Here is a 13,408-nt window from a genome sequence, read left to right on the forward strand (position 1 = left end):
TGCGCCCCGTGTGAACCACGTGCACACTCCGGTGCGTCGCGCACGCTCCCGGCGCACGGCACAGAGCGGTCCACTGGAATCGGCCCTTCTCGGAGGCCACGCGCTGGACGGCGGCTCTCCCGCGCCAAACGGCCGCCGACCCTGCTCCTCCCGCCCTCGGTCGGCGGCCCCGAGGGCGGGGGCGGCCCACCCCCGCCCTCCCTTCACCGAGCCTCGGCCTCGGCCTCGCCACCGATGGTGTCGAGTTCGGCGATCGCGTCGGTGGGCAGCACCCGGTCCGCGGCGGCGATGTTCTCGCGCAGATGGGCGCGGGACGAAGTGCCCGGGATCAGGACGGTGGTGGCCGAGCGCTGCAACAGCCAGGCCAGGGCGACCTGTTGGGGCGAGGCGTCCAGCCGGGCGGCGACCTCGGCGAGGGTCTTCGACTGCAGCGGGGTGAAGCCACCGAGCGGGAAGTACGCAGCGAACGCGATGTTCTCCGCGGCACACCGCTCGACGAGGGCGTCGTCCTGCCGGTTGGCCAGGTTGTAGAGGTTCTGCACGGTGACGACCGGGGCGACGGCCTGCGCCTCGGCCAGCTGGGCGGCGGAGACAGTGCTGAGCCCGAGGTGCCGGATCAGCCCCGCCTTCCGCAGCTCGGCCAGGGCGCCGAACTTCTCGCCGATCGACTCCTCGTCGGCGCTGTCCTGGGCGCCGACCCGGAGGTTGACCACGTCCAGCGCGTCGAGCCCGAGGTTGCGGAGGTTGTCGTAGACCTGCGCCTTGAGGTCCTCGGGGTGGCGGGACATGATCCAGCTGCCGTCGGGGCCGCGCCGGGCGCCGACCTTGGTCACGATGTGCAGGTCGTCCGGGTAGGGGTGGAGGGCCTCCTTGATGATCTCGTTGACGACGACCGGGCCGTAGAAGTCGCTGGTGTCGATGTGGGTGATGCCCCGCTCGACGGCCTCGCGGAGGACGGCCACCGCTTCGGTGCGGTCCTTCGGCGGGCCGAAGACGTGGGCGCCGGCCAGTTGCATGGCGCCGTATCCCATGCGGGTGAGGGTGAGGCCCTCCGCCGGGGTGAGGGTGCCGCCGGAAACGGTGTCGGCCATGGTGGTGCGCCTTTCGGTAGGTGGTCGGTCCTGGCGTCGACTCTGCGCCCGTGGCGGCCGGGCAGGCAGTACCCGGATGTTCCTGGTAGTGACGGGGACACCCACCTGCGCGGATTCGGATCTACGGTGGTGGGTGTGGACAGCAAGAACGCGCTCGGCGAGTTTCTGCGGGCCCGCCGGGAGCGGGTCCGGCCCGAGGACGTGGGCCTGAGCGGCGGCGGGCTGCGGCGGGTGCCGGGGCTGCGCCGGGAGGAGGTCGCCCTGCTGGCCGGTATCAGCTCCGACTACTACCTACGCCTTGAGCAGGGCCGGGACCGCAACCCGTCGACGCAGGTGCTGGAGGCGCTGGCCCGGGTGCTGCGCCTCGACGCCGCCGCGGGTGCCCATCTGCTGAGCCTGGCGCAGCCGGAGCGGCCGGCCGCGTCCCGCAGGCGGGCCAGAAGACCCGAGGCGGTGCCGGCGAGCGTGCGTGAACTGCTGGACACCTGGTCGGGGCATCCGGCGTATGTGCAGAACCGGTTCACGGACTGTCTCGCGGCCAACGCGCTGTGCCGGGCGGTGTCCCCGAGCTACGTGCCGGGGGTGAACCTGTTGCGGGCGGTGTTCCTCGACCCCGCCGAACGCGAACTGCGGCGCGACTGGGAGGAGTTGACCGCCGAGGGGGTGGCGACGCTGCGCGGCCACATCGGTCCGGACGTCGACGATCCGCGGCTGGTGGAGCTGGTGGGCGAGCTGTCCGTGCGCAGCGAGCGGTTCCGGCTGCTGTGGAGTCGGCACGAGGTACGGCCGATGGTCGGCCGGATCAGCCTCCTCAGCCATCCGCTGGTCGGCGACTTCGAGCTGCGGTCGAACAAGTTCGAGATCCCGGGCACGGACGCGCTGAGCGTGGTCGTCTTCCACGCCGAACCGGGCAGCCGCAGCGCGGAACTGCTGGGTCTGCTGGGCAGCCTCGCCGTGTCCGGAGACGGCGTACCCGAGGAGACGTCACCGGCGCACGAGGACCGGTGACGCTCAGATCTGCCAGGAACGCAGCCGCTCCGCCGCGCCGTACACGTCCGTCTTCCCGGAGATCAGGTCGCGGGCGAGATCGACGAGCGCGCCGTACGGCGGATCGATGCCGACGCCGCTGACGAACATGTAGGCGACCGCCGTGGCACAGGCGAAGCGGGCGTTGGCGGACGGCAGGGGCTTGAGCAGGGCGAGGGTGTGCAGCAGGGCGGTGGCCCGCCAGGCCGGGTCGGAGTCGACACCGAGGCGGGGCGGGTCGACGCGGTGCCGGGCGACGGCCGCCACCAACGCCGAGAAGTCGTTGATGGTGGGCTGTTCCGGCAGGACTTCCTCATGGCGCTGGAGGAGCCACGGCACGTCGATATGGATGACGGGCATGCGTCAGGCGACCCGCCCCTCGCCCTTCGCCGCCGGTTCGTCCTCCGGGAAGGCCGCGGCGAACTCGTCGGCGTGCGTCGCGAAGAACCGGCGGAAGGCCTCGGCCCCCTCCTGCAGCGCCCGGTGCCGGGCGATGTCGGCGGCGGCGGCCTCCCGGACGAGGGCCTTCATCGACGTACCGCGCTCCTTGGCGATCTGCCGCAGGTCCTCTAGCTCGCGATCGCTGAACTCCACGTTGAGAGCTGGCATGACCTCACGGTACCGCTCGGGTACTTACCCGTAAATACTGCCTGGTCAGGAGGCACGCCCGCCGGTACCGGGCGGCCTCGTCCTAGCGCGTCGACCACAGCCCCCTGCGCCGATAACTCCCCTCCCAGAAGACCCGGTTGAGCACCCGCACCGGTGGCGGGAACGCCCCCAGGAACCGTGCCCGGTCCACCGCCGACACCCCGTCGACTAGCCACGGGACGAACACCGCGGCCCCGCGCAGGCCCTGTGTCTCCCGCAGCCGCCCGGTGAAGGCGGCCCAGTCCGCGTCGGTCAGCACCTCCCCCATCAACGGCAGCGCGCTGTCCTCCTCGTGCTTGAGGTGATCGTCGAGGGTTGCCCGCAACGCGCGTACCAGATCGGGGAGTTCGAAGGCCCGGTCGGCCAGCGCGACGTCCACGGCGGCCAACAGCGGGTCGATACGGGCGTGTTCGGCCTCCATCTCGTCCAGCATCCCGAGGTCCCGCGAACGGCCTCCGATCCGCGCCCGGACCCGCGGCCACAGGTCGCTGTCCTCGGCGGTGTGGTGGATGTGGAGCTGGTGCTTGAAGTTCTCCCACCCGGCGAGGACCGGATCGGTGTGCGCCCTGCCGTCCGCGACCGCCCCGGCGAGCCGCTCCAGGTCGCGCCGGAAGGCGTCGTGGGACGCGTACATGGGCGTGAAGTCGATGGTCATCGTGCGGCTTCCTCCAGTTCGGGCCCGGACACGGGCAGGGCGTGCGGGTTCGCGGACGGCCCCCGGTGCCGTCGTACGGCGAGACAGGCGAGCGCGCCGGTCAGCAGCACGGCGACGGCGACGTACACGGCGGGTCCCATGGCGTGGACGAAGCCGTGGCCGAAGACCTGGCCGCCGAGGGCGCGCATGCGCTCGGCGATGCCGTGCGGGACGCCGGCCGGAGCACCGCCCTGCTGCCCGGCGCCGATGTCGGACTCGGACCTGGAGAACGCGGAGACGAAGGACTCCCGGTAGGCGGTGGGGAGTTGACCGGCCCGGGCCCGGGCCTGTTCGGTCAGGGCGGAGGCCAGCTGGGCCTGGAGCACCGCGCCGATGACGGCACCGGCGAGCACCGAACCGACCTGGCGCAGCGCGTTGGTGACTCCGGAGGCGGCGCCGGCGAGCCGGGGCGGGACGCCTCGCATGACCTCGGTGGCCATGGGGGCGAAGGTGCAGCCGACGCCGAGGCCGGTGAGGAAGAGCGGGAAGGCGATGGTCGACCAGCCCGCGCCGACGTCCGCGACACCGACGACCCAGACCAGTCCGCCCGCCCAGGCGAGCAGCCCGCCCATCAGGATGAACTTGCCGCCGAGCCGACCCGCGAGGGCTCCGGCGGGTCCCGCCATGACGAACGAGCCGAGGGCGACGGGCAACAGGACCAGTCCCGCCTTCTGGGCGCTGAAGCCGAGCACCGACTGCAGATAGATCGTCAGGGGCAGGAACATGCCGACCACGCCGAACGACACGGTGACGCCGACGAAGTTGATGAGCGTGAAGTTCCGGTCCCGGAAGAGCGAGAAGGGGACCAGGGGTTCACCGGACTGCTGTCCGCGCTCGTGCAGCAGGAACGCCACGAAGAGGACGGCCGCCGCGCCGAACAGGCTCCAGATCCAGGCGTTCCAGTCGTACCGCTGCCCCTCGGTCAGCCCAAAGGCCAGGCAGAACAGGGCAGTTGAGGCGAGAGTGACACCGAGGGTGTCGAAGCGGCGCCGTACCGTGCGCCGGGCTCCCGGGATGATCGCCATGGTCAGCACGAGCACCAGCGCGCCGATCGGCAGGTTGACGAAGAAGATCCACCGCCAGGACAGATGGGTGATCAGCACCCCGCCGAGGATCGGGCCGAGCGCGCCGGACACCCCTGCCACGGCGCCCCAGATACCCATCGCGACACCGCGCCGGTCGGCCGGGAACACCTCGGTGATGATCGACAGGGTCTGCGGCATGAGCAGCGCCGCGCCCAGGCCCTGCACCGCGCGGAACCCGATGAGCTGCGCCGGGTCCTGCGCGAGTCCGCAGGCGAGGCTGGCCAGGGTGAACAGGGCGACTCCGGCGGCGAACAGATTGCGTTTGCCGCGCAGGTCGCCGAGACGTCCGCCGGTGATCAGCAGGACGGCCAGCGCCAAGGTGTAGGCGTTGACGACCCACAGGATCTCGTCCAGGGACGCGTCGAGGTCTGCTCCGAGTTGGGGGATCGCGATGTTCACGATCGTCAGGTCGAGGAGGGTCATGAAGAACCCGAGCGAGAGCGTGACGAGGATCGCCCAGGGGTTGCCGTGCCACTTCTTGAACACGATGTCGGTCTCCTTGCGTAGGACTCGCGGTCAAGAGGCCGGGGCGACCGGCGGGGGTGACACGGCGCGCATACGCGGAGACGTACGTCACATTCACCCCCTCGGCTGTCACATTCCGACGCCCGGCACCCCTCGCAGTAGTGAGCACGCACTGGGGAGGCGCAGGTATGTCCGAGATCGCTGTCACCGAAGAGGCGACCGATGACTTCATGGACCATCGGGAGCTGTTGTTCAGCCTCGTCTACAACATGCTGGGCAGCGTCGCCGACACCGACGACGTCCTGCAGGAGACCTGGCTGTCCTGGTCGGCGCGCGCCCGCAGTTCCCCGCTCGACACCATCACCAACCGGCGCGCCTATCTCGTCCGGATCGCCGTCAACCACGCGCTGCGGCGCCGCGCCACGATCAGCCGCCGCCGCGAGACCTACGTCGGCCCGTGGCTGCCGGAACCGCTGCTCGGCCCGGCGGACGAGCCCGTCGACCCGGCGTTGCGCGCCGAGTCGGTCTCGCTGGCCATGCTGGTGGTGCTGGAGTCGCTGAGCCCGCTGGAACGGGCGGTCTTCGTCCTCAACGAGGTGTTCGGGTACGCCCACACCGAGATCGCGGACATCATCGACCGCACCCCGGCCGCCGTACGGCAGCTCGCGCACCGGGCGCGGGCCCATGTGCACGCGCGGCGGCCGTTGTACGAGGCGCATCCCCGGGTGCGGCGGGAGGCGACGGAACGGTTCGTGCGGGCCGCGATCGGCGGGGACATCGCCTCGCTGATGGAGATCCTCGCGCCGGACGTCACGGTGTGGACGGACAGCGGGGGCAACCGGAAGCCGGCGGGACTTCGCCCGGTGCACGGGCGGGACAAGGCCGTCCGCCTCATCAACTCCTTCGCGGGCGGGCGCCGCGGTCCGCAGGACCTGGAGCTGACCTACCGGCGTGTCAACGGCGACGACGCGGCCGTGCTGTTCGAGGGCGACGCGCCGTACGCGGTGATGGTCATGGACCTCACACCCGAGGGCGACCAGGTGTCCGGGGTCTACATCGTGACCAACCCCGAGAAGCTCACGCACGTGCGCAAGGACGACGAGGAGGACCAGTGACCACCCCTTCCGACTCCTCGCCGGGCGAGCGCGTCGCCGACTGGTTCGACGGCCGGCTCGGCATCTACGCGCTGGGCAAGCAGTATCTGCGCAAAGTGTTCCCGGACCACTGGTCGTTCCTGCTCGGCGAGATCTGCCTCTACAGCTTCGTGGTGCTGATCCTCACCGGCGTGTATCTGACCCTCTTCTTCCACCCCTCCATGAACGAGGTGACGTACCACGGGAGTTACGTCCCCCTGAACGGCATCCAAATGTCCGACGCCTACGCCTCGACGCTGCACCTCAGCTTCGACGTGCGCGGCGGGCTGCTGGTGCGGCAGCTGCACCACTGGGCGGCGCTGGTGTTCATCGCCGCGATGCTGACGCACATGATGCGGCACTTCTTCACGGGGTCGTTCCGCAAGCCGCGCGAGCTCAACTGGCTGTTCGGTTGGACCCTGTTGTTCCTCGGCCTGTTCGAGGGCCTCTTCGGCTACTCGCTCCCGGACGACCTGCTGTCGGGCACGGGCATGCGGTTCGTCGACGGCGCGCTGCTGTCCGTCCCGGTCGTCGGCACGTATCTGTCGATGTTCCTGTTCGGCGGCGAGTACCCCGGCCACGACATCGTGTCCCGCTTCTACTCGCTGCACGTGCTGCTGATCCCCGGCGTCATGGCGGCCCTCGTGGTCGTCCATCTCCTCCTGGTCGTCTACCACAAGCACACCCAGTTCGCGGGCCCCGGCCGCACCGAACGCAACGTGGTGGGCTCCCCGTTCATGCCGGTGTACCTGGCGAAGGCGGGCGGCTTCTTCTTCCTCGTCTTCGGCGCGCTCACCCTCCTCGCGGCGGTGGCGTCCATCAACCCCGTCTGGTCCTACGGCCCTTACCGCGCCGACCAGGTCTCCACGGGCGCCCAGCCCGACTGGTACCTGGGCTTCGCGGAGGGCCTGGTCCGTGTGATGCCGGGCTGGGAAGTCACGTTGTGGGGCCACACGTTGGTCCTGGGCGTACTGATCCCGATCGTGGTGTTCCCGCTCCTCCTCGTCCTCATCGGCGCGTATCCGTTCCTGGAGTCCTGGCGGACGGGCGACAAACACGAACACCATCTCCTGGACCGCCCCCGCAACCGTCCCAACCGCACAGGCCTCGGGGTCGCCTGGATCAGCCTCTACCTGATCCTCCTGGCGGGCGGCGGCAACGACATCGTGGCGACCCGCCTCCATCTGTCGATCAACACGGTGACGTGGATGGTGCGGGTGGCGGTGTTCGCCGTCCCGGTCCTCGCGTTCGTCATCACCCGCCGCATCTGTCTGGGCCTCCAACTCCGGGACGCGGAACTGGTGTTGCACGGCCGCGAGACGGGCGTGATCAAGCGGCTGCCGCACGGTGAGTACGTGGAGATACACCGGCCGCTCGACCAGGCTGAACTGCACACGCTGACCGCGCACAAACGCCCCAGGGAACTCGTGGAACGCGAGCCCTGACGCCCGCTACCAGGCCGGCCGCGGATCCCGGAGGTGCTCCGGGATCCGCTCGGGCAGCTCGCGGTCCTGGTCCGTCCGCAGAAGGCAGCCCGGATCGGGCGGGAACGCCTCTGGGCGCATGCGCTCGAACTCGGTGGCCCATCCCGCGCCGGACGACGACCTCGGCGAATCTGCTCATCCGGAGATCATCCCTGATCCGCCGCGAACGAGGCCATCCAGGCCAGCGCCGCGTTCCAGTTCACCGCCGTCTCGTTCGTCGACCAGGACTGGATGTCGTCGATGTAGCAGAACTGGCCGACGCAGCCGGTGAGTTTGCTCTGTGCGTAGGGGTCCTGGATGGAGGAGTTGGGGCCGCCCGCCAAGGTCCCGTTCGGCGGGTTCGGCAGGTTCGGGTCGAGTTCGTGGGCGTACCAACGGCTGTGCTCGTTGTGGGAGTTGGCCTCGCCGTAGCCGGTGACGTACGACATGTTGAGGGCGTTGCGGCCGAGGATGTAGTCCATGCTCTGGAGTGCGCCGTCACGGTATTTCGCGGCGCCGGTGAGGTCGTACGCGGTGGCGATGACATGCGCGTTGTTGAGGATCTGGCTGTTGGAGCCCCAGTCGTAGAGGTTGCCGGGCGGTGCGTACGGCATGCCGTACGGCTGCGTTCGCAGCGTGGCGAGGTAGGTGTCCGCGCCCTCGATCACCGAGCGGCGGAGCTGGTCGCGGCCGGGCAGTCGGCTGGGGACGGTGGCGAGGTCGAGTCGGCCGAGGGCGGCCGTCCGAGCCCAGTCGAAGCCGAGGCCGCCGAAGATGTCGGCGGTGTTGAGGGGCGAGTTGACGACGTGGTCGGCGAACTGCCGTTCCCCCGTGGTGAGATACAGCTCGGCCGCCGCCCAGTAGAACTCGTCGGTGGCATTGTCGTCGGGGTAGGCGCCGCCACCGGTGCCGTCGTTCGGGTCCGGGTACACCGTGGGGTGCGCGAGCGCCGCCGCCCATGCCTTCCGCGCCGCCTTCAGTGCCTTCGCGGCGAACTCGCGGTCGTAGGGCCGGTACAGGCGGGCCGCTTGCGCCGCCGTGGCCGCCAGGTTGAGCGTCGCCTGCGTGGTCGGCGCGTGCAGTTCGCGCTTCTGCGGGTCCTGGCTCGGGAGCAGCGGCAGTCCGGTCCACTGTTCGTCGTGGACCTTGTCGTGGGCCATGCCCGCCAGCGGCTGACCGTCCGGCACCTGCATCTTCAGCAGGAACTCCAGCTCCCAGCGGGCCTCGTCGAGCACGTCTGGCACCTTGTTGGCGCTCTCCGGGATGGCGAGGGTTCCGTCGCGCAGCTTCGCGGGCTGTCCGGTGCGGGCCAGCAGTGAGCGTTCGTAGGTGCTCAGCAACTCCCAGGTGGAGATACCGCCGTTGATGACGTACTTGCCGTGGTCCCCCGCGTCGTACCAGCCGCCGGTCACGTCAAGTGTGTAGTCGCACAGGCCCGGTTGGCAGGGCACGTTCGCGTCGCCCTGGTTGGGGGCGACGTTCAGGTGACCGGCCGGGCGGGCGTAGCCGGGGCGCAGGTCGTCGCGTATCGCGATGCCGCTGCGCTGCGTGTAGTAGTACTTCAACGAGTCGAGCCGCAACCGCTCGTAGGCGGCGGTCCCGATGTCGAAGGGCCGGCTCGTCTCGCCGTCCGCCACCAGCGTGAAGCCCTCGCCGTGCCCGCGGTACGCACCGAAGTCGATGGACTGCACGTTCTGCCCGGACGCCACGTCGGTACCACGCGGCACGGTCCGGCCGTGCGCGACCACCGCACCCGCCGCGCTCTTCAACTCCCAGGGCAGCACGGCCGTCGACGCGGTCACCAGCGTCGCGTTCTTCGGCCCGCCCGGCAGATACGCGACCTGGTTGACTCGCACACGCGGTCCGGTGTCCGGCTCGTACACCTCGGGCGGCACCCCGCCCAGCAACGACACGTCGTCCATGCAGAAGCGCCAGGAGTCCGTGCTCCCGCCGACTTGGAATGCGACCTGCCCCTGCGTGGTGTCGACGGGTGAAGTGAACGTGTACGAAGAGGAGTTGCCCGACGTGCTCAGCTCGGGACTGATCTCGTAGTAGGTGTCGTACGGCGATACGGACAGCCCGACAACGGCCCGCACCACATGCCCAGCGGGCGAACCCGACGCCGTGAAGGCGAACTTGTACGACTCGCCCTTGACCAGCGTGATGTCGTTCTGGCCGACGGCGGCGTCCCAGCGGTTGGTCGTGCCGCCGGGCACATCCGCGCAGAGCTGTCCGTCGGACAGGCCCGCGGTGACGTTGCTCGTCGTCCACCAGGGTGCGGTGGTGGTGTCGAAGGTGCCGTTCCTGACCTGTTCGACCTCGTCGGCTCCGGCCGGGCCCGCCGGCAGGGTGGTGAGGGCCGCCGCGAGCAGGGCCGTGGCGGCGAGCAGGGTCGTTCTGCGTCGTTTCACGTCTGGGCTCCTCGGTGAGGCGGGGGCGCACTCCGGCAACCCGTCGGACGACAGACGATGGGAGCGCTCCCAGATGCACAGGACGCTGGTCATGCTGTTCGAGACATGACATCCCGTCAACGGTCCGGACAGGCCAGATTCCCGTCCGGACCGTGACCGAGCGTCCGCCCGCTATCCGGCGGGAGCCTCCAACTTGCTGATCCGCACCGCCCCTTGGGCCACCCCTGGACGGCTACTGGTCAACGTCAGCCGCAGCCGGGAGCCGCGCACGGCCTCGAAGGTGACGACGGTCGGACTGTCCGAGGCAGTGGCCCAGTCGACGGCCGTCCCCGCGACCGACGCCCACTGACCGTCGTCCCACACCGCCACGGCCACCGCCGCGGGCAGACTGTGCGTCGCGTCCACGGTGAACGACACCTCCACCCGGTCGAAGGGCCGCGCCCTCCCCCAGTCCACCGACACCCAGTCCTTCTCACGGGCGCCGCTGAAGGCGGGCAGCAGGGCCGTGGCCGACTTGGCGAAGGCGTTGGACCAGCCGGTGGCCGCATCGCCGTCGAGCACGGCGGCCGGGAGGGTGTCGGGGCGGCCCGAGTAACTGGCATCCGCCGCAGGGTAGTTCGGGGGTGCCGGGTAGTCGGCCTCGAAGTGCTGCGCAGGTGTCGCGGCCACGTCCCGGGCGGGTGTCGTACGCACGGTCACCGTGCCGGTCCGCAGGCCCTCCGCGCGCGCCGTCACCTTCAGCGCGCCCGCCCGCGTCCCGGACCGCACGATCGCAAGTGCCTTGCCGTGGAAGGCGGTTCGGGTGCTCGCCTGGTAGCGCTCGGCGCTCTCCTCCCGCCCGTTGTCCAGCCCGGCCAGGGAACCGCCCCGCACCTCGAAGGCGATGAGGTCCTCGGCGTCGGGCAGCACGACACCATGGGCGTCGACGACCTCGGCGGTCACGAAGACCAGTGAACGGCCGTCGGCGGCAAGGGACTTGCGGTCAGCCGTGAGACGCACGGCATGCGCGGCACCAGCCGTGCGCAGCACGTCCGTCGCCACCGTCCTGCCGCCGCTGCTCGCCACCGCCTTCAACTCGCCCGGCTCGTACGGCACTTTCCAGCCGAGGTGGAGTTTGCCGGCGCTGCCGTTCGGGCTCGTGTAACTGCCGGGGTAGGGGCCGGTGGTGAAGGTCTTGTCGTCGCCGGTGGCCTCGGTGGTCTCCAGATAGGTGCGGCCGTCGGTGGTCTTCTTGGTGTCGAACGTCCGGGTCCCCAGGGACCTTCCGTTGAGGAACAGCTCGACGGTGTCGACGTTGGCGTAGGCCCAGACCTCGACCGTGTCGCCCGGCTCGTGGTTCCAGGTCATCGGCACCAGATGGACCATGGGCCCGGCCGTCCACTGGCTGCGGAAGAGGTGGTACATGTCCTTCGGGAAGCCCGCCGTGTCGACCGCGCCGAAGAAGGACGCCTTGACCGGGAACACGTTGTACGGCGTGGGTTCCCCGATGTAGTCGATGCCGGACCACAGGAACTGGCCCGCGAACCACTTCCGGTCGCGGTCCTTCTTGTGCCCGTACTCGCCGCTCATCGTCCAGGAGGCGAGGTTGTTGTCGTACGAGGACGTGTCCCGCCTGCCGGGCGTGTAGTTCTCGCCGGTGTTCAGGTGCTCCGGCTCCTGGTAGGCGCCGCGTGTCGAGGTCTCCGAGGAGGACTCCGACTCGAAGAGGAACAGGTTCGGATAGGCCGCGTGCAGGCCGTCAACCGACTTGGCGGTGTTGTAGTTGAGGCCGAGTCCGTCGAGCTTGGCGAGCATGAGGTCGGCGGCGGAGCCCTTGGCGGGCACCCCGTGGTACTTGTTCGAGCCGATGACCACCGGCCGGGTGTCGTCCGCCGCCTTGATGGCGCCGATGATGCGGTCGGCCATGGCCAGCCCGGCGGTGGCGGTCGAGTCGGGGATCTCGTTGCCGATGGACCACAGCACCACAGCGGGCGAGTTGCGGGCGGCGCGGACCATCTCGGTGGCGTCCGACTCGCACCAGTCGTCGAAGAACCGGTGGTAGTCGTAGGTCGTCTTGCCGGTGTGCCAGCAGTCGAAGGCCTCGACCATCATCACGATGCCCAACTCCTCGCAGGCCTCGATGATCTGCGGCGAGGGCGGGTTGTGGGAGGTGCGGAAGGCGTTGACGCCCATCGACTTCATGATGCTCAACTGCCTGCGCACGGCGTCGAGGCTGATCGCGGAGCCGAGGGCGCCCTGGTCGTGGTGGAGGTCGACTCCCTTGATCTTGGCGGGGGTTCCGTTGAGGGAGAAGCCCTCGTCGGGGTCGAAGCGGTAGCTGCGGATGCCGAAGGTCGTGCGGTGCGTGTCGACCCGCTTGCCGCCCACGCGCAGTTCGGTCTCCAGGGTGTAGCGGTGGTCCGGTGTCTCGATGTCCCACAACTTGGGCTTGGGGACGGTGAGTTCATGGGTCTCGGTGCTGCGGTCGGAGACACTCACGGTGGAGGTGGCGCGGGCCACGGTCCGGCCGCCGGGGTCGACGATCCGCGATCCGATCTCGACCTCGCCGGCGGTGCCCGACTCGTTCTGCACGGTTGTCCCTACGCGTACGACGGCCCGCTCGGCGGTGATGTCCGGCGTCGTGACGTATGTGCCCCAGCGTTCGACGTGCACCGGCTCGGTGATCACCAGCCGGGCCTCGCGGTAGATGCCGCTGCCCGAGTACCAGCGGCTGCTGGGCAGTTGGTTCTGCACCTTGACGGCGACGACGTTCTCCGTGCTGCCGTCGGTGTGCAGCAGTCCGGTGAGGTCGAAGGCGAACCCCGTGTATCCGTAGGGGTGTTGACCGGCCTGCGTGCCGTTGCAGTAGACGTACGAGTCCATGTAGACGCCGTCGAACTCCACCGAGATCCGCTTGTCCGCGAAGGCCGGCGGCAGGGTGAAGGCGATCCGGTACCAGCCGAGGCCGCCGGGGAAGAAGCCGGTGCCGCTGGTGGTGCCGTTCGCCGTGGTGGGGGTCTGCTCGATGCTCCAGTCGTGGGGGACCGCGACCTCGCGCCAGGCCGAGTCGTCGTAGTCCGGTGCGGCGGCGTCCACGTAGGCGCCGGTCGGGTCGGTGATCCCGCCCGGGTTGACCAGCGCGAAGCGCCAACCGTCCCGCAGGGCGACGGTGTGGCGGCCGGACGCGCCCGCCGTGGCGCCGACGGCTCGTGCGGCCGGGGTGGCCAGGAGTGACACGGCCGTCGGCGCGGCCGTAGAAGCGATCAAAACCGATCTGCGAGTGACCGTCATGGCGGCTCTCCCTCATCAGGGCCCAGAAGTACTCACAACTGATCGTGACCGAACAGATTCTGACGGGGTGCCATGCCGGGCCGTCAAGGGTGCGGGGGGCGATCACCCGTCCCGTGCGCCAC

The 13,408-nt window shown here is 70.0% G+C and carries 10 protein-coding genes; 3 read left to right on the forward strand and 7 right to left on the reverse strand.

The genetic code is table 11. The features are described from left to right. Nucleotides 1-203: 203 nt before the first annotated feature. Nucleotides 204-1,091, reverse strand: a complete 888-nt coding sequence (locus OC490_RS06430) for an oxidoreductase (protein WP_262056835.1) — start codon at nucleotides 1,089-1,091, stop codon at nucleotides 204-206. 135 nt (nucleotides 1,092-1,226) lie between these two features. Here OC490_RS06430 and OC490_RS06435 point away from each other — a divergent pair, with 135 nt between their 5' ends. Then, the gene (locus OC490_RS06435; protein ID WP_262056836.1) at nucleotides 1,227-2,099 is read left to right on the forward strand and encodes a helix-turn-helix transcriptional regulator; all 873 of its coding nucleotides are present in this window, start codon (nucleotides 1,227-1,229) and stop codon (nucleotides 2,097-2,099) included. Between the two features lie 3 nt (nucleotides 2,100-2,102). Here OC490_RS06435 and OC490_RS06440 read toward each other — a convergent pair whose 3' ends face one another. From OC490_RS06440 to OC490_RS06455, 4 genes are all read right to left on the reverse strand, one after another. Further along, nucleotides 2,103-2,477, reverse strand: coding sequence for a toxin Doc (locus tag OC490_RS06440; RefSeq protein WP_262056837.1), 375 nt, complete (start codon nucleotides 2,475-2,477; stop codon nucleotides 2,103-2,105). Between the two features lie 3 nt (nucleotides 2,478-2,480). Next, nucleotides 2,481-2,726, reverse strand: a complete 246-nt coding sequence (locus OC490_RS06445) for a hypothetical protein (protein WP_019068554.1) — start codon at nucleotides 2,724-2,726, stop codon at nucleotides 2,481-2,483. An 82-nt stretch (nucleotides 2,727-2,808) separates the two neighbouring features. Further along, complete coding sequence (locus tag OC490_RS06450) at nucleotides 2,809-3,420, reverse strand: hemerythrin domain-containing protein (protein WP_262056838.1); 612 nt, start codon at nucleotides 3,418-3,420, stop codon at nucleotides 2,809-2,811. Further along, the gene (locus OC490_RS06455; protein WP_262056839.1) at nucleotides 3,417-5,030 is read right to left on the reverse strand and encodes a DHA2 family efflux MFS transporter permease subunit; all 1,614 of its coding nucleotides are present in this window, start codon (nucleotides 5,028-5,030) and stop codon (nucleotides 3,417-3,419) included. The genes OC490_RS06450 and OC490_RS06455 overlap by 4 nt, the downstream gene beginning before the upstream one ends. A 167-nt stretch (nucleotides 5,031-5,197) precedes the next feature. On the opposite strand from OC490_RS06455, the gene sigJ reads away from it, so the two are divergent. Next, complete coding sequence (sigJ, locus tag OC490_RS06460) at nucleotides 5,198-6,124, forward strand: RNA polymerase sigma factor SigJ (protein ID WP_262056840.1); 927 nt, start codon at nucleotides 5,198-5,200, stop codon at nucleotides 6,122-6,124. After that, nucleotides 6,121-7,587 (forward strand): cytochrome b, encoded by a 1,467-nt coding sequence (locus OC490_RS06465; RefSeq protein WP_262056841.1) that lies wholly within the window; start codon nucleotides 6,121-6,123, stop codon nucleotides 7,585-7,587. The genes sigJ and OC490_RS06465 overlap by 4 nt, the downstream gene beginning before the upstream one ends. 185 nt (nucleotides 7,588-7,772) lie before the next feature. Here OC490_RS06465 and OC490_RS06470 read toward each other — a convergent pair whose 3' ends face one another. Further along, nucleotides 7,773-10,016: a glycoside hydrolase family 9 protein gene (locus OC490_RS06470; protein ID WP_262056842.1), complete on the reverse strand. Its 2,244-nt coding sequence runs from the start codon at nucleotides 10,014-10,016 to the stop codon at nucleotides 7,773-7,775. Nucleotides 10,017-10,187: 171 nt separating this feature from the next. Beyond that, on the reverse strand, nucleotides 10,188-13,286 hold the full coding sequence (locus OC490_RS06475; protein WP_262056843.1) for a glycoside hydrolase family 2 TIM barrel-domain containing protein: 3,099 nt from the start codon (nucleotides 13,284-13,286) through the stop codon (nucleotides 10,188-10,190). Between the last annotated feature and the right edge of the window lie 122 nt (nucleotides 13,287-13,408).

The organism is Streptomyces sp. STR69 (assembly GCF_024519455.1).
Taxonomy (GTDB): domain Bacteria; phylum Actinomycetota; class Actinomycetes; order Streptomycetales; family Streptomycetaceae; genus Streptomyces.